The sequence below is a fragment of the Stenotrophomonas sp. Steno-Z2 genome (assembly GCF_056393235.1).
The window spans coordinates 300095-315839 of sequence record NZ_JBWJOY010000002.1; the positions used below are offsets into that span (position 1 = coordinate 300095).

General features: G+C 69.8%; 12 protein-coding genes, 3 tRNA genes and 1 pseudogene. 2 read left to right on the forward strand and 14 right to left on the reverse strand.

Features of this window, described 5'->3' with window-relative positions; translation table 11 throughout:
- Positions 1–215 precede the first annotated feature (215 nt).
- A complete protein-coding gene (dxs, locus tag AC06FP_RS06430) occupies positions 216–2126 on the forward strand; it encodes a 1-deoxy-D-xylulose-5-phosphate synthase (protein ID WP_456119068.1) in 1911 nt (636 codons plus the stop codon).
- A gap of 517 nt (positions 2127–2643) precedes the next feature.
- Positions 2644–2859: a hypothetical protein gene (locus AC06FP_RS06435; RefSeq protein ID WP_456119066.1), complete on the forward strand. Its 216-nt coding sequence runs from the start codon at positions 2644–2646 to the stop codon at positions 2857–2859.
- Between the two features lie 85 nt (positions 2860–2944).
- Here the strand turns inward: AC06FP_RS06435 and AC06FP_RS06440 are convergent, their stop codons facing one another.
- The 14 genes and pseudogenes from AC06FP_RS06440 to AC06FP_RS06505 form a co-directional block, all read right to left on the reverse strand.
- Positions 2945–3094 (reverse strand): hypothetical protein, encoded by a 150-nt coding sequence (locus AC06FP_RS06440; protein ID WP_456119064.1) that lies wholly within the window; start codon positions 3092–3094, stop codon positions 2945–2947.
- Positions 3095–3530: 436 nt separating this feature from the next.
- A tRNA-Cys gene (locus AC06FP_RS06445) sits at positions 3531–3604 on the reverse strand.
- Positions 3605–3682: 78 nt separating this feature from the next.
- Positions 3683–3758 (reverse strand) — tRNA-Gly (locus tag AC06FP_RS06450).
- 183 nt (positions 3759–3941) lie between these two features.
- Positions 3942–4017 (reverse strand) — tRNA-Gly (locus AC06FP_RS06455).
- Positions 4018–4067: 50 nt separating this feature from the next.
- Complete coding sequence (gene pgsA, locus AC06FP_RS06460) at positions 4068–4682, reverse strand: CDP-diacylglycerol--glycerol-3-phosphate 3-phosphatidyltransferase (protein WP_456119062.1); 615 nt, start codon at positions 4680–4682, stop codon at positions 4068–4070.
- A gap of 7 nt (positions 4683–4689) precedes the next feature.
- Positions 4690–6537, reverse strand: a complete 1848-nt coding sequence (uvrC, locus tag AC06FP_RS06465; protein ID WP_478074947.1) for an excinuclease ABC subunit UvrC — start codon at positions 6535–6537, stop codon at positions 4690–4692.
- Entirely contained in the window at positions 6534–7949 is a 1416-nt protein-coding gene (locus tag AC06FP_RS06470) for a hypothetical protein (RefSeq protein ID WP_478074948.1), read from the reverse strand. The genes uvrC and AC06FP_RS06470 overlap by 4 nt, the downstream gene beginning before the upstream one ends.
- Positions 7946–8434: a low molecular weight protein-tyrosine-phosphatase gene (locus AC06FP_RS06475; protein ID WP_456119056.1), complete on the reverse strand. Its 489-nt coding sequence runs from the start codon at positions 8432–8434 to the stop codon at positions 7946–7948. Before AC06FP_RS06475 ends, AC06FP_RS06470 begins: the two co-directional genes overlap by 4 nt.
- Positions 8431–9204 carry a 3-deoxy-manno-octulosonate cytidylyltransferase gene (gene kdsB / locus AC06FP_RS06480; protein ID WP_478074949.1) on the reverse strand — a complete coding sequence of 258 codons (774 nt, stop codon included), beginning with the start codon at positions 9202–9204 and terminating at the stop codon, positions 8431–8433. The genes AC06FP_RS06475 and kdsB overlap by 4 nt, the downstream gene beginning before the upstream one ends.
- A 229-nt stretch (positions 9205–9433) precedes the next feature.
- Positions 9434–10456 carry a tetraacyldisaccharide 4'-kinase gene (gene lpxK, locus AC06FP_RS06485; protein WP_478074950.1) on the reverse strand — a complete coding sequence of 341 codons (1023 nt, stop codon included), beginning with the start codon at positions 10454–10456 and terminating at the stop codon, positions 9434–9436.
- A complete protein-coding gene (msbA, locus tag AC06FP_RS06490; protein ID WP_478074951.1) occupies positions 10456–12201 on the reverse strand; it encodes a lipid A export permease/ATP-binding protein MsbA in 1746 nt (581 codons plus the stop codon). Before msbA ends, lpxK begins: the two co-directional genes overlap by 1 nt.
- Positions 12198–12620 carry an ExbD/TolR family protein gene (locus AC06FP_RS06495; protein WP_456119048.1) on the reverse strand — a complete coding sequence of 141 codons (423 nt, stop codon included), beginning with the start codon at positions 12618–12620 and terminating at the stop codon, positions 12198–12200. Before AC06FP_RS06495 ends, msbA begins: the two co-directional genes overlap by 4 nt.
- A gap of 6 nt (positions 12621–12626) precedes the next feature.
- Positions 12627–13286: a MotA/TolQ/ExbB proton channel family protein gene (locus tag AC06FP_RS06500; RefSeq protein WP_456119046.1), complete on the reverse strand. Its 660-nt coding sequence runs from the start codon at positions 13284–13286 to the stop codon at positions 12627–12629.
- A pseudogene (locus AC06FP_RS06505) lies at positions 13177–15710 on the reverse strand (DNA internalization-related competence protein ComEC/Rec2). The gene AC06FP_RS06500 and the pseudogene AC06FP_RS06505 overlap by 110 nt, the downstream one beginning before the upstream one ends.
- Between the last annotated feature and the right edge of the window lie 35 nt (positions 15711–15745).

Below are 15745 nucleotides of genomic sequence, written 5' to 3' on the forward strand. Positions count from 1 at the left end.
CCCAGAGCCCCGTAGGAGCGACTTCAGTCGCGATGGGGACTTCCCGGCAAGGCCCCCTGTCGCGACTGAAGTCGCTCCTACGACAGCCGCCACGCCCCGCCGCTCCCTGAACCGCGGCCTGCGCTCCCGTCATCGGCCGCTCACGCCGCCGGCGGTTTGCTTGCCCCACCCCGGAATGGGGGCGAAAATACCGCTTCGGCTGAAATGCGAAGAAAATGATCGACTCCGTCCGCTATCCGCGCCTGTCGCGCATCCAGACCCCGCACGACCTGCGCGCGTTCGACGAAACCGAACTGCCCGCGGTCGCCGGCGAGCTGCGCGATTACCTGATCGAATCCGTGGGCCGGAGCGGTGGCCATTTCGCCGCCGGGCTGGGCGTGATCGAACTCACCGTCGCCCTGCACTACCTCTACGACACCCCGGTCGACCAGCTGGTGTGGGACGTGGGCCACCAGACCTACCCGCACAAGATCCTCACCGGCCGCCGCGACACCATCCACACGGTCAAGCAGAAGGACGGCGTGGCGCCGTTCCCCAAGCGCGAGGAAAGCGAATACGACACCTTCGGCGTCGGCCATTCCTCCACCTCGATCTCGGCCGCGCTGGGCATGGCCATCGCCCGCCAGCGCCAGGGCGACGAACGCCGCATGGTGGCGGTGATCGGCGACGGCGCGATGACCGCCGGCATGGCGTTCGAGGCGCTGGCGCATGCCGGCGGCATGGACGAGGAGCCGAACGTGCTGGTCATCCTCAACGACAACAACATGTCCATCTCCGAGGCGGTGGGCGGGCTGACCAAGATGCTCGGCCGCGCCACCGCCAGCCGTACCCTCAACGCGCTGCGCGAGGGCGGCAAGAAGATCCTCGGCGACAAGCGCCACAGCCCGCCGGCGCGCTTCGTCAAGCGCTGGGAAGAACAGTGGAAGGGCATGTTCGTGCCGTCCACCGCGTTCGAGCAGATGGGCTTCCACTACACCGGCCCGATCGACGGCCACGACCTGCCGCTGCTGCTGTCCACCCTCAAGACCCTCAAGGGCAAGAAGGGGCCGCACCTGCTGCACATCATGACCACCAAGGGCAAGGGCTACGAACCGGCCGAGGGCGACCAGATCGGCTACCACGCGGTCGGCCCGTTCGACCCGAGCAAGGGCCTGCCGGCCAAGAGCGCGCCGAAGAAGCCGACCTACACCGACGTGTTCGGCGACTGGCTGTGCGATGCCGCCGCCGCCGAGCCGCAGCTGATGGGCATCACCCCGGCGATGCGCGAAGGTTCGGGCCTGGTGCGTTTCAGCCGGGAATACCCGCAGCGCTATTTCGACGTGGCCATCGCCGAGCAGCACGCGGTGACGCTGGCCGCGGGCATGGCCACGCAGGGCGCCAAGCCGGTGGTGGCGATCTATTCCACCTTCCTGCAGCGCGCCTACGACCAGCTGGTGCATGACGTCGCCATCCAGGACCTGGACGTGCTGTTCGCCATCGACCGCGCCGGCGTGGTTGGCCCGGACGGCGCCACCCATGCCGGCAACCTCGACCTGAGCTTCCTGCGCTGCGTGCCGAACATGGTGGTGATGGCGCCGGCCGACGAAGCCGAATGCCGGCAGATGCTCAGCACCGGCCTGCAGTACAAGGGCCCGGCGGCGGTGCGTTACCCGCGCGGCACCGGCCCGGGCGTCGCGCCCGGCGTCGACCTGTCCACCCTGCCGGTCGGCAGGGCGCAGCTGCGCGTGCAGGGCCACCGCCTGGCCATCCTCGCGTTCGGCGCGACCGTGACCGCCGCCGAACAGGTCGGCCGCGAGCTGGGCCTGAGCGTGGTCAACATGCGTTTCATCAAGCCGCTGGACCGCGCCCTGCTGCTCGACCTCGCCCGCACCCACGACGGCTTCGTCACCGTCGAGGACAACGTGGTTGCCGGCGGCGCCGGCTCGGGCGTGTCCGAACTGCTCAACGCCGAAGCCATCGTCATGCCGGTGCTGCACCTGGGCTTGCCGGACAGCTTCCAGCACCACGCCAGCCGCGAAGACCTGCTGGCCGAAGCCGGCATCGACGCCGCCGGCATCCGCGATGCGATCTTCCGGCGCTGGCCGGACCTGCGCAATGCCTCCGCGCCGCTGAGCGCCGCCGGCTGACGCCATGGGAGCGATGGCTGCCTGCGCCGCCATCGCCTGGGCCTCCGTCACGGAAGTCCGTCGTTCCAGCGCGTGGCGCGCATCGACGGATGCGCTGCCGATGATCGACGGCGCACATGCACGCGGCACACGCCCGGCCAACGGTCCGGGCGGTGCAGGCGATGCATGGGACCACTGCCCGCAGCACGGATGCCGGCGGACGAGCTCGTACTACGACGCAAAGCCCCCCATCAGGTCCAGCCATGCACCCCACTCCTCCAGGTAGCCAGCCAGGTCGCGAGTGGGATGCATGGTTGGCAGCACGATCCTGGGCATCGCCCGGTGAAGAGGTTGTTGCAGGTGCTGCGCATGGCGATGGGCCGCGGCGCTGATGCTGCAGTCCCTCGTCCGCCACGGGTTTTCCGCGCTGCCGGTCAAACCCATCACACTTTGATTTCCTGTCGACATCCTCTGAACGAACAGGCAATGAATCGCTGGCTATCTTCGTGCGTACAGGGCGTAAAGCATGGAGAGCGACATGGGATACAGCGCGCAGTACCTGACGAACGAAGAGTGGATGGAGCTCCACGCCGCCTACGTCGCCTATGGTTCCGGCCCGGCGTTCTGGCAGGTGTACCAGGAGCTGCAGCAGGCGGCCATCGCGCGGCACGGTGCCGCCAGCCACCAGGTCGTCAATGAACTCGCGCGCATGGCCGAACGCCTGGGCGCGATCCGGGAGGCGATCCTCGTCTAGCCCGGGTTCGTCGAACACCCAATGAAAAGCCCAGCCATCACGACGATGGCTGGGCTTCTGCCGGCAAGTCCGCAGACGAAGCGGCTTACTCTTCCTCGTCGTTGCCCTGGCCCGGCGCCTTGCGCTGCTGGCCCTGCTCCTGCTGGCCGGGTTGCTGCTTCTGGTTCTGGTTGTCCTGGTTCTGCTGCCCGAAATTCTGCTGCGGGTTCTGGTTCTGCTCGCGCTGGTTGGTCATGACGCTCTCCTGTTTGCCACGGCCGGTTGCCGTGACATGGAGAATCTCTTTGGCGCCGTTCGCAGGTTGTGGGCAGCCGTCAAAACCCGGATCACGAGACTGACTGCAGTGGTCCGCCGTACAGGCACGCATGCATGAAATGCGCGGGCTTTACCGGGCACGGGCGCACCGCCATCGCCCGCGCTCACTTCGCACTGCAGGACCACGTCGCCAACAGCTGGCACCGGGCTGCAATGAACCGCTTGGCGTTCGCTCAACCGGCAGCTGGATCACGCCACGCTTCACCGGCACGGATTTCTCTTTCGCCGAGCGGACATGGGATGCGCCACGCCTGCCCGCCCTCCTGCCGGAGGCACGGCACCATCAGCGGAGCATCAGATAATCGGCTTCAAAATCCGGAAAAAGAAAAAGCCCTGAATCAATCAGGGCTTTCAAATGGAGGCCTGGGTCGGAATCGAACCGGCGTACGCGGATTTGCAATCCGCTGCATAACCACTCTGCTACCAGGCCAGAATCTTTTCGATTGTACAGGAGGAAAAACATCCTCCCGATATGAAAAAACCCCGCTCGCGGGGCCTTTTCCTTATCTGGAGCGGGAAACGAGACTCGAACTCGCGACCTCAACCTTGGCAAGGTTGCGCTCTACCAACTGAGCTATTCCCGCTTGGGGAGCCGTGCATTCTACAGACTTCGTAGAGGTTGCGCCAGCCTTTTTAACAACTTTCTTCACGCTTTCCGGAGGCTTCCGGCCACCCGGTGGATACCGTCTGCAGCCACCGGGCCGTCCGACATCCTGAGGTGATTCCCTCGATGCAGCTCCGTTGCAAACCCGGTGGCTTCATCGATCTGGAGCGGGAAACGAGACTCGAACTCGCGACCTCAACCTTGGCAAGGTTGCGCTCTACCAACTGAGCTATTCCCGCTTGGGAGGCGAAATTCTACATGCAATCGCCTGCCTGTCAACAGCCTCGTTTCATCTTTTTTTCGACTGCGAACGCGCGGCGATTTCGTCCTCGCGCAGGCTCGGCCAGGCCGCGCGCAGGTACTGCACCGCGGACACCAGCGTCAGCATGGCGGCGATCGCCAGCATCCAGTCGCCTATATGGAATATCGGCCCGCCCATCCAGATGCTGGCGACCGGCGTATTGGGCGACACGGAGTACAGCAGGCACAGCAGCGCGATCATCTGCGCGGTGGTCTTGATCTTGCCGATCATCGCCACGCGCACCTTGGCGCGCTGGCCGATCTCGGCCATCCATTCGCGCAGCGCCGATACCGCGATCTCGCGGCCGACGATCACCGCGGCCCAGAATGCCATCCAGGCGGTGGGGTGCCCCTGCACGATCAGGAACAACGCCACCGCGACCATCAGCTTGTCCGCCACCGGGTCGAGGAAGGCGCCGAACGCAGAGTGCATCTCGTAGCGGCGAGCGACCCAGCCATCGAGCCAGTCGGTGATCGCCGCCAGGCCGAACACCGCGGCGGCGGCGAAGTTCGTCCACGTGTACGGCAGGTAGAACACCAGCACCAGCACCGGGATCATCACGATCCGCAGCAGCGTCAGCCAGGTGGGTACGGTCAAGGTCATTACAGCTCTACTCCGCTGCCGGATCCGGGATCGACAGTCCATGAAGGTTAGCGTAGATGCGCGTTGCAAGGGCGGCATTGATGCCTTCCACGCGCGCGATCTCGGCTTCGCCGGCGGCCTTCAACCCCGCCAGTCCGCCGAAATGCTTGAGCAGGCTGGCACGGCGGCGCGGGCCGATGCCGGGAATGTCCTCCAGCTTGCTGGTCATGCGCGCTTTCTGCCGGCGCCCGCGGTGGCCGGTGATCGCGAAACGGTGCGCCTCGTCGCGCACCTGCTGGATGAACTGCAGCGCCGGCGATGCCGCGCCGGGACGGATCTCGCGGCCGTCCGGCAGCACCAGCGCCTCATGGCCGGCGCGACGCTCCACGCCCTTGGCGACGCCGACCAGCAGCACGCCTTCGACGCCCAGGTCGGCCAGCGCGGCCTGCGCCTGCGCGAGCTGGCCGGCGCCGCCATCGATCAGCAGCACGTCCGGCAGCACGCCCCCCTCTTCCACCGCGCGGCGGAACCTGCGGTCGATGGCCTGGCGCATGGCCGCGTAATCGTCGCCGGGTTCGATGCCGCTGATGTTGTAACGGCGGTACTGCGAGCGCACCGGGCCGGCGGCGTCGAACACCACGCACGAGGCCACGGTCGCCTCGCCCATGGTGTGGCTGATGTCGAAACATTCCACGCGCCGGACCGGTTCGGCCAGGCCCAGCAGTTCGCGTACCGCTTCGCTGCGCGCATGCTGCGCGCCACGGCTGTCCAGTTCGCTGACCAAGGTGATCTGCGCGTTGCGGCTGGCGAGCTCCACGTATCCGGCACGCTCGCCGCGCACGTTCCATTTCAGCGCGACCTTCCGCTCGGCCGCCGTGGTCAGGGCCGCCTCGATCATTTCCGCGTCGGGAATCTCGCGGTCCAGCAGCACTTCCGGCGGCGGCGCGTGCTCGACGTAGTACTGCGACACGAACGCGGCCAGCACTTCCTCGGCGCTGTCCTCGCCGTTGGTACGCGGGAAGAAGGCGCGCGTGCCGAGGTTGCGGCCATCGCGGAAGGCCAGCAGCAGCACGCAGGCGCTGGCCCCCTGCATGGCGCAGGCCAGCACGTCGAGGTCGGCGGCGCGGCCGTCCACGTACTGCCGGTTCTGCATGCTGCGCAGCGACGCCACCAGGTCGCGCAGGCGCGCGGCGCGCTCGAACTCCAGCGCGTCGCTGGCCTGCTGCATGGCCTGCATCAGTTCGTCGGCGAGCTGGTCGCTCCTGCCCTCGAGGAACAACGCCGCGCGCCGCACCGATTCGTCGTACTCGGCCTGCGCCACCAGCTCCACGCAGGGCGCGCTGCAACGGCCGATCTGGTACTGCAGGCACGGGCGCGAGCGGTTGCGGAACACGCTGTCCTCGCAGCTGCGCAGCTTGAACAGCTTGTGCATCAGGTTCAGCGTCTCGCGCACCGCGCCCACGCCCGGGTACGGGCCGTAGTAGCGCCCCGGCACCGAGCGTGGGCCGCGATGCAGCGCGATGCGCGGCCATTGCTCGCGGGTGAGCAGCACCTGCGGATAGGTCTTGTCGTCGCGCAGGGACACGTTGTAGCGCGGCGCCAGCGACTTGATCAGCTGGTTCTCCAGCAGCAGCGCCTCGGCTTCGGTGCGGGTGACGGTCACGTCCATCCGCGCCACCTGTGCGAGCATCATCATGATGCGCCGGCTCTTCGGCGAGCCGTTGAAATAACTGCCCACGCGCTTGCGCAGCGCACCGGCCTTGCCGACGTACAGCAGCGTGTCGTCGGCCGCGTACATGCGGTAGACACCCGGCGCCGTGCTCAGCGCCGCCGCATACGCCTTGCCGTCGAACCCGCTTGTCGCCTTGCCGCTCATCCCTCGATCGGCACGTGGCCCAGTTCGCCGCTGACCGGATCGAAACGCAGGATCGCGTGCGCGTCGGTCTCGGCGATCCACACCGCGCCGGCGGCCACCGCCAGGGCGGCCGGGCCATGCAGGCGCCGCGGCAGGTTGACCGTGGTCAGGTCGCCACCGCCCAGGCGCAGCATGCGCAGGCAGCCGTTGCCGGCATCGGCGATCCACAGCAGCGGCGATTCGCTGCCCATCGCGATCGCCTGCGGATACTGCAGGTGCGCACGCACGCGCGGCCCGTCGGTATTGCCGAACTCCCAGGGCCCCTGCCCGACCAGCGTCTGCACCACGTCGCCGCGCAGCTGCACCGAACGGATCGCCGAACCCAGCGCATCGCAGACATACAGCACCTGCTGCACCGCCACCACGCCGCAGGGCTGGGCGAACGCGGCCAGGTGGCCGCCGCCGTCGCGCACTTCCACCGCGCCGGCGCCGGCGCGCCAGCGCAGCGCGCGGATGCCCAGGTCGTAGCTCCAGATGTGGTTGTCGCCGGCCATGGCGATGTGCAGCTGGTTGTCGGCGACGGCGAGGTCCAGCGGGTGGTTCAGCGGGCTGTCCCAGGGCTGGGACAGCACGCCGGCCACCGGATCGCCGGCGCGCCCGGTGCCGCACAGGGTGTCCACCTGCCCGCTCGGCAGGTGAATGCGGCGCACGGCGTGGTTGCCGGTATCGGCGACGTAGAGCATCTCGCGCTCCAGCGCCAGGCCATGCGGCCGGTTGAAGGCCGCATCGGCCGCCGGGCCGTTGACCAGGTCCGCGCTGCCCACGCCGAACTGGCGCAGCACGCGGCCGCCATGGGTGCACTCCAGGATGCGGTGGTGACCGGTATCGGCGACATAGAGCCGGTCGGCGCTGGCCGCCAGCCCCGCAGGGAAACGCAGCGGCAGGCGCGGTTCCACATTGATTTCCACGACCGCGCGCAGGTCCTCGTCCAGCGGCCGCGCCAGGCCTTCGCACAAGGCGTTGAGGCTGCGCTCCAGGTCGCCTGCGGCGCCCACCAGGCGCTCGCGCTCCTGGCCCCGGGCGTCGATCAGCAGCAGGGTCGGCCAGGCCTCGACGCCGAACCGGCGCCAGGCTTCCCATTGCGCGTCCAGCAGGATCGGGGCGGTGACGCCATGGCGGCGCAGCAGCTTCAGGGCCGGCTGCGGCTCGCGTTCGAAATCGAAGCGCGGCACCTGCACGACCAGCAGCTGCAGGCGCCCGGGATTGCGCGCCTGCCACTGCAGCACCTCGGACAGCCGCTGCACGCACCAGACCGAGGCGGCATTGACGAAGGCCAGCACCAGCGGGCGGCCGGCATGGTCCTGCAACGTGGACGGCGCCGCGTTGAGCCAGATGCCGGACTTGGGAAGATCCATCGCGGGCTGAGCGTTCATGGGCCGATTATGCCGGAGTCGGACCGCGCCGACAGGCGCCTCACCGCCGCTTCGGCGGCCGCCTCCAGCAGCGTCCAGCTGTGTTCGAAATCCGCGTCGTCGCCGTAATACGGGTCCGGCACCACGCTGGCGCTGGCGATGCCCGCCCAGGGCAGCAACAGGGTGGCCTTCGCGCGCGCCTCCGGGGGCGCCAGCGCCAGGGCGTCGTCCAGATTGCCCGGGTCCGCGCACAGGATGTGGTCGAAGCGCAGGAAGTCGGCAGGCTGCAGCTGGCGCGCGCGCAGGCCGGAAATATCCACGCCGTGGCGGCGCGCGCAGGCCACGGCGCGCGGGTCCGGCGCCTTGCCATGGTGCCAGCCGGCGGTGCCGGCCGAATCCACTTCCACGCGGCCGGCCAGCGGCGAGCGTTCGATGCGGGCACGCAGGGCGCCCTCGCCCATTGGCGAGCGGCAGATGTTGCCCAGGCACACCACCAGCAGCCTCAACGGACGTTCTCCAGCAATGCGGCCGCACGCGCGAGGTCTTCGGGGGTGTCGATGCCCGGCGGGAACGGCTCGGGCGACAGCGCGGCGGCGATGCGGAAGCCCGCCTCCAGCACGCGCAGCTGTTCCAGCGATTCGATCTGCTCCAGCGTGCCCGGCGGCATCGCCGCGAACTGCTGCAGGAAGCCGGCGCGGTAGCCATAGATGCCGATATGGCGCAGCCATTGCGCCTGCGGCAGCTGCGCCGTCGAACGGGCGAAGGCGTCGCGGTGCCAGGGAATCGGCGCGCGGCTGAAGTACAGCGCGTCGCCCTGCGCGTTGCGCACCAGCTTCACCACGTTGGGGTCGAACAGCGTGGCGGCATCCTCCACCGGCGTGGCCAGGGTCGCCATCGGCGCGCCGCTGGCGGCCAGGGTCGCCGCGACCGCGCGGATGCCCGCCGCCGGCGCGAACGGCTCGTCGCCCTGCAGGTTGACCACGATTTCCTGTTCATCCCAGCCGGCATGGCGCGCGCATTCGGCCAGCCGGTCCGTGCCCGAGGCGTGGTCCGCGCGCGTCATCGCCACGCGGATGCCGTCCAGGCCGTCGAGCGCATCGGCGATGCGCCTGTCGTCGGTGGCCACCCATACCTGGCGGGCGCCGGCAGCCAGCGCGCGCCGCGCCACGTGCACGACCATCGGCTGCCCGGCGAGCAGGGCCAGCGGCTTGCCCGGCAGGCGGGTGGACGCATACCGCGCCGGGATCGCCACCACGAATTCAGGAACCACGATCATCTGCACTCCTTGCCCGCTCCGGGCAGAACTTGATGGCTCCTCCCCGCGCGGGGCACGCGTACCGCCGCGGGAGAGGAAGTCGCGGATGAGGATAAGGGTTGCAGCCAACGCGGCGTACCGGCGCGTGGCAAGGCTTCGACCGGGTTCGCATTTGCCCGCCGGAGCAGGCCGTCGGGCAGGGTTCCGGCAGCCCGTGCCGCAGCCCGCACGCCGCGCCGCCAACGCGGGCTCACGCCCGCGCCAGCTTGCCCAGCCGGTCCAGCAGCGCCACCCAGAACGCCGCCGGCAACTCGGCCTGCAACGGCACCGCGTAGTGCCAGTCGGTGGCGAATGCCTTGCACTTCACCGCGTCCTTTTCGGTCATCAGCACCGGCAGCTCGCTGCCGAAGGACAGGTCCGCCGGCTGGTAGCGGTGGTGATCGGCGAACGCATGCGGCACCACGCCGATGCCGCGCGCGCGCAGCATCTGGAAGAAGCGCTGCGGATGCGCGATGCCGGCCACGGCATGCACGCGCTGCCCGGCGAAGCCCTGCAGCGAACGCTCGCGGCCACCGCGCAACGGGCGGGCGCGGTCGATGCGCAGCCGCATCGTCCATTCGCCGAATCCCGACGCCGGCGGCGCCTGCTCGCCATCGCTGGCCTGCCCCAGGTTGACCACGCGGAAATCGCAGTCGCGCGCCCGTTCCACCGGTTCGCGCAGCGGGCCGGCCGGCATCAGCAGGCCGTTGCCGTAGCGCCGCTGCGCGTCGACCACTTCGATCTCGATGTCGCGCGCCAGCCGGTAATGCTGCAGCCCGTCGTCGCAGACCACCACGTCGCAGCCGGCCGCGAGCAGGGCCCGGGCGGCGGCGACGCGGTCCTGGTCCACGCGTACCGGCACGCCGGTCTTCCAGGCGATCAGCACCGGCTCGTCGCCGCCCAGCCCCGGCGCCAGGTCCGGCGTGATCCAGCGGGCGGTGCCGGCATCGTCGCGGCCATAGCCGCGGCTGGCCACGCCCGGCTTCCAGCCGGCCTCGCGCAGGCGCTCCACCAGTTCGATGGTCAATGGCGTCTTGCCGGTGCCGCCGGCGGTGATGTTGCCGACCACGATCACCGGCACCGGCACCTGCCGGCGCCGCAGCCAGCCGCGGCGGTACAGCCCGCGGCGCAGGCCGGCGACGGCGCCATACAGCGGCGCCAGCAGGCGGGCCGTCCACGGCACCGGGGCGCCGTCATACCACCATGCCGGCGTCTGCGTTCCCTTGCCGGCCATCAGCCCTGCCTTTCCCGGAACTGCATGCGGTAGAGGTGTTCGTACAGGCCGCCCAGCGCCAGCAGTTCCTGGTGCGTGCCGCGCTCGACGATCCGGCCCTGGTCCATCACCAGCACCTGGTCGGCGTGTTCGATGGTGGACAGGCGGTGCGCGATCACCAGCGTGGTGCGGTCGGGCATCAGCCGCTGCAGGGCGTCCTGCACCAGGCGTTCGGATTCGTTGTCCAGCGCCGCGGTGGCCTCGTCCAGGATCAGGATCGGCGCGTCCTTGAGCATGGCGCGCGCGATCGCCAGGCGCTGGCGCTGGCCGCCGGACAGGCGTCCGCCCTTGGCGCCGACCTGCGCATCCACGCCCTGCGGCAGCTGATCGACGAATTCGCGCGCATTGGCGCCGACGATGGCCTGTTCCAGCTGTTCGGCGCTGCTGCCCTGCAGTTCGCCATAGGCGATGTTCTGCGCGATGCTGCCGTCGAACAGCACCACCTGCTGCCCGACCAGCGCGATCTGCCGGCGCAGGTCGGCCAGGCGGTATTCCTGCACGGGATGGCCGTCGAGCAGGATCTGCCCGGATTCGGGCTCGTAGAAACGCGGGATCAGTTTGATCAGGGTGGACTTGCCGCTGCCGGACCGGCCGACGATGGCCGTCACCGTGCCCGGGCGCGCGACGAAGCTGACGCCTTCCATCGCCGGCCGGGTCTGTCCGGGGTAGCGCGCAGTGACATCGCGGAACTCCAGCAGCCCTTCGGCGCGCTGCAGCCCGCGGGTGCCGGTGTCCGGCTCGTCCTCGGCATCGAGCACCACGAACAGGCGCTGCGCCGAAGCGATGCCGCGCTGGGTCATGTTCTGCACGTTGGTCAGCTGCTTGAGTGCGGGGATGATCGCCATCATCGCCAGCATCATCGCCACGAAATCGCCCACGGTCAGGCGCCCGGCGGCCGCTTCATGGCCTGCGATCAGCAGCAGGGCCGCCAGGCCCACCGCGCCGATCAGCTGCACCATGGCCGAGGAGATGCTGCGCGTGGCCTCGACCTTCATCGACAGCTTCAGGTTGGTATCGGCCAGCGCGCCATAGCGCTCCAGTTCGCTGCGCTGCGCGCCGTAGATCTTGACCTCCTGGTGGCTGGACAGGGTCTGGTCCGCGGCCTGCAGCAGCTCCGCGCCGCTTTCCTGGATGCGGTGGCTGATGCTGCGGTAACGCTTGGCGACCTTGTCCATCACCCACGCCAGCGGCGGCGCCAGCACGAAGATCGCCAGGGTCACCTGCCAGCTGTACCACAGCATCATCACCAGCGAAGCCAGCGCCTGCAGCGACTGCTGCAGCACCACCTTCATCGCATCGACCGCGGCCTGCGCCACCTGGTCGCTGTCCGAACCCAGCCGCACCAGCATCGACGGCACCGGTTCGTTGTCGAACTGCAGCCCCGGCAGGCGCAGGTATTTGCCCAGCACATGCACGCGCAGGTCGCGGGCGATGCTGCGCGCGGCCCTGCCCATGCCGATGTCGGTCAGGTAGCCGGCGATGCCGCGCAGCAGGAACAGCGCGACGATGGCCATCGGCATCCAGGGGTTGATGTCTTCCGGATTCACCAGGTTGTTGGTGATCGGCTTCATCAGCCACAGGAAACCGCCGCCGGCCACTGCTTCTATCAGCATGCCCAGCGCGGCCATCAGCAGCAGCCCGCGATAGGGATGGGCGAAACCCAGCAGGCGCCGGTAGGTCTGCCAGGGCGTCTCCTTCAGGCTCATCGCTGCACCTCCGGCGCGGTGGCGATCGCGATGCGGCGGAAACCCAGCTGCCCCAGCGCATCCTGCACCGTCACCACGGCCTGGTATGGCGTGCGCGCGTCGGCGCGCAGCAGCACGGTCTGTTCGCGGTCGTCGCCCGCGACCTGGACGATGGTGCGCTTCACCGATTCCACGTCGGTGCGCAGCACTTCCTGGTCGTTGATGAAATAACGGCCATCGGCGTTGACCAGCACACTGAGCGGGCGCGGCGGTTCGGCATTGCGCTGGTCGCTGGCGGTCGGCAGCTGCACCTGCAGGGTGGAACGCGCGTCGAAGGTGGTGGTGACCACGAAGAAGATGATCAGCACCAGGATCACATCGATCAGCGGTACCAGATCGATATGCGGTTCTTCCTGGGCCCGGTCGTTGCGGATGCGCATGCGGGGTCAGGCCTTGGCCACTGCCGCTGCCGGCGCGGCCGGCCTGGCGGCGGCCATCACCGCCGGGCGGCCATCGAGCGTGTCCAGCAGCGCGCCGGCCTCGTGTTCCATCTCGATCACGTAGCCATCCACGCGCGCACGGAAATAGCGGTGGAACATCAGCGCGGGGATGGCCACGATCATGCCGGTGGCGGTGCACACCAGCGCCTTGCCGATGCCGCCAGCCAGCTGGTTCACGTCGCCCACGCCATGGTCGAGGATGCCCAGGAACATCTGGATCATGCCGATCACGGTACCCAGCAGGCCGAGCAGCGGACCCGCCGAAGCGATGGTGCCCAGCGCATTGAGGTAACGCCCCATGCGATGCACCAGATGGCGGCCGGTGTCCTCGATGCGCTCGCGGATCTGGTCGCGCGGGCGGTTGCGGGCTTCCAGCGCAGCGGCCAGCAGCGCGCCCAGCGGCGAGTTGGCGCGCAGCGACTCGATGTGGGAGGCGTCCAGCTTGCCGCGCGCGGCCCAGTTGCGGACTTCCTGCCCCAGGCCGGGCGGCAGCACTTCATTGCGCCGCAGGCTCCAGAAGCGCTCCAGGACGATCGCCAAAGCCAGCACGCCCAACAGCAGCAGCGGCACCATCGGCCAACCGCCGGCCTTGACCAGTTCCCACACGTTTCAACCCTCCGGCGCGATGGCCGTGTTTTCGTCCTCCGATAGGATAACAGCCGCCCGCGCCCGCCCTGCAGCATCCCAGAGGCGGCGACGCCATTGCCGGCGTTCGCGCAGCTGCAGGCCCTGCTCCCCCAGCCACACCCTGACTGCGCCGCTGGCGGGTGTCGCCAGCACCTCGGCGCCCGCCCTGCGCCAGCGCGCCACCACCTCCGGCCGGGGATGGCCGAACCGGTTGCCATGCCCGGCCGACACCAGCACCAGCCGCGCCTGCGTGGCCGACACGAACCCGGGCAACGACGAACCGGCGCTGCCATGGTGCGGGGCCAGCACCACGTCGGCCCGCAGCGACGGCCGCTGCCGTCGCGCCAGCCCGCTCTCGATGACCTCGCCGATATCGCCGGTCAGCAGCACCGCGCCATGGTCGGACCGGATCCGCAGCACGCAGCTGGACTCGTTGCGCAGGTAGGGAAAGCCCGCATGTGGATGCAGGTACTCGAACTGCACGCCGTCCCACTGCCAGCGCAGGCCCGACCCGCATCCGCGGGCCGCCAGCGCCGGCTGCATGCCCGGCGGCGCGTGCCAGGCCGCGACCGGCATGGCCCTGCGGATGGCAGCGGCACCGCCGGCATGGTCGTTGTCGCCATGGCCGATGACCACGGCATCAAGCCGATGCACGCCCAGGGCACGCAGGGCCGGCACCACGACGCGCTCGCCGGCATCGAAACCATCGCGCACCGCCGGCCCCGCGTCGTAGAGCAGGCGGTGGTCACGGGTGCGCACCAGGACCGACAGCCCCTGCCCCACGTCGAGCAGCACCACTTCCACCTCGCCGTACCGTGGAAGCTCGCGTGCCGGCCACAGCAGCGGCAACCACAGCAGCATGGCCAGCCCCTTGCCGGGGACAACGCGCGGCAGCAGCAGCCATACCGCGCCGGCCAGGGCCAGCGGCAGAGCCATGCTTCGCGCTTCGGGCAGCCACCACAGCGCGAAACGGCTGCTGCCCAGCCACGACAGGGCGGACCAGCTCAGTTCGAAGCACCATGCCGACGCGCGCCACGGCCCGTTGCCGGCACCGGGCAGCAGCGCCTCCAGCCCTGTTCCGAGCAGCGCCAGCGGCACCACCACCAGGCTCCACCAGGGAATGGCCAGCAGATTCGCCAGCGGCCCGGCAAGCGAAGCCTGGTCGAACAGGACAGCGGTGAACGGCAGCAGCCCCACGGTCGCCACTGACTGGGCGGAAAGAAAACCACGCAGCCAGTGCGTGCGCTCGGGCAGGCACCAGACCAGCCAGGCCACTCCGGCGAAACTCAACCAGAACCCGGCGGTCAGCATGGCCAGCGGATCCCATCCCAGCACCACCAGGGCCGCCAGCGCCAGCGAGCCGGCCACGCTGCCGGGGCGGCGCCCCAGCCTGGCCAGCGCCACCACGGCCACCATCAGCACCGTGCGCACCGTCGGCAGGGCGAAGCCCGCCACCGCCGCGTAGCCCGTGGCCCCGGCCACGGCGGCGATGGCCGCGGCATGCGAGCGCGGGCAGCACCGCCCCAGCCAGGGCAGCAGCCACCACGCGCCGGACGCGGCCAGGGCGACGAATCCGGCAACCATGCCGACGTGGAAGCCGGAAATCGCGATCAGGTGGGTCAGGCCGGTGGCGCGCAGCATGTGCCAGTCGCCATCGTCCAGCGCCCGGGTGTCGCCTACGGCGAGGGCCCGCACGTAACGCGAGGCGGATGCGCCGATGGCGGTATCGATCCGCCCGGCGATGCGCTCGCGCCATGCGTCGATTCCCGCCGGCGCCGCCAGTTGCCTTGCGCCCCCATTCACGACCAGTCCGCTGGCGACGATCCGCTGCGCCAGTGCATTGCGCTCGGCGTCGAAGCCTCCGGGATTGGCGAGCCCGCGGGGCGCGCGCAGGCGCGCCTGGAAGCGCCAGCGCGAACCGGCATGCACCGCCGTCCTCGGTCCCGGCTCGGTGCTGCCGAAATCGTCATACCACGCCAGCTGCAGCAGGCGCCCACGTACGGCCGGGGGCTGCGCTTCATCGCCATCGACCCGGAAGCGGAAGCGCGTCCGGTTGGACTCCACTTCGGGCAGGGACACCACGGTTCCGGCGATGACGGCCTGGCTGCGCTCCAGCGTGGGCGGCAACTGCGCCTGCAGCGCCCAGCCGGCCTGCAGCGCCGCCCAGCCGGCCCCTGCCAGCAACGCGCCCCAGCCGGGCACGCGTCCGCCCCCCCAGAGCGCCAACCCGGACAGCAGCAGCGCCCAGCGCAGCCAGGAAGGCGGCAGGGCCGGCGCCCACAGGACGATGCCGATGCCAGCCAGAAAGCAGGCCGCGGCGGCCTTGCCCAGCAGCGGACGGGCCACCACCGCGCTCCTTCCCCGCCGTGCCAGGGCAAAGCATCGGCTGGCCCATCCCCGCATCACCCGCCCCTCTCCGCTGGCTCGTGTCCATGCTG

Coding starts and splice junctions, on each gene's coding strand:
- dxs (WP_456119068.1), top strand. CDS start 216: ATGATCGACTCCGTCCGCTATCCGCGCCTGTCGCGCATCCAGACCCCG.
- AC06FP_RS06435 (WP_456119066.1), top strand. CDS start 2,644: ATGGGATACAGCGCGCAGTACCTGACGAACGAAGAGTGGATGGAGCTC.
- AC06FP_RS06440 (WP_456119064.1), bottom strand. CDS start 3,094: ATGACCAACCAGCGCGAGCAGAACCAGAACCCGCAGCAGAATTTCGGG.
- pgsA (WP_456119062.1), bottom strand. CDS start 4,682: ATGACCTTGACCGTACCCACCTGGCTGACGCTGCTGCGGATCGTGATG.
- uvrC (WP_478074947.1), bottom strand. CDS start 6,537: ATGAGCGGCAAGGCGACAAGCGGGTTCGACGGCAAGGCGTATGCGGCG.
- AC06FP_RS06470 (WP_478074948.1), bottom strand. CDS start 7,949: ATGAACGCTCAGCCCGCGATGGATCTTCCCAAGTCCGGCATCTGGCTC.
- kdsB (WP_478074949.1), bottom strand. CDS start 9,204: ATGATCGTGGTTCCTGAATTCGTGGTGGCGATCCCGGCGCGGTATGCG.
- lpxK (WP_478074950.1), bottom strand. CDS start 10,456: ATGGCCGGCAAGGGAACGCAGACGCCGGCATGGTGGTATGACGGCGCC.
- msbA (WP_478074951.1), bottom strand. CDS start 12,201: ATGAGCCTGAAGGAGACGCCCTGGCAGACCTACCGGCGCCTGCTGGGT.
- AC06FP_RS06495 (WP_456119048.1), bottom strand. CDS start 12,620: ATGCGCATCCGCAACGACCGGGCCCAGGAAGAACCGCATATCGATCTG.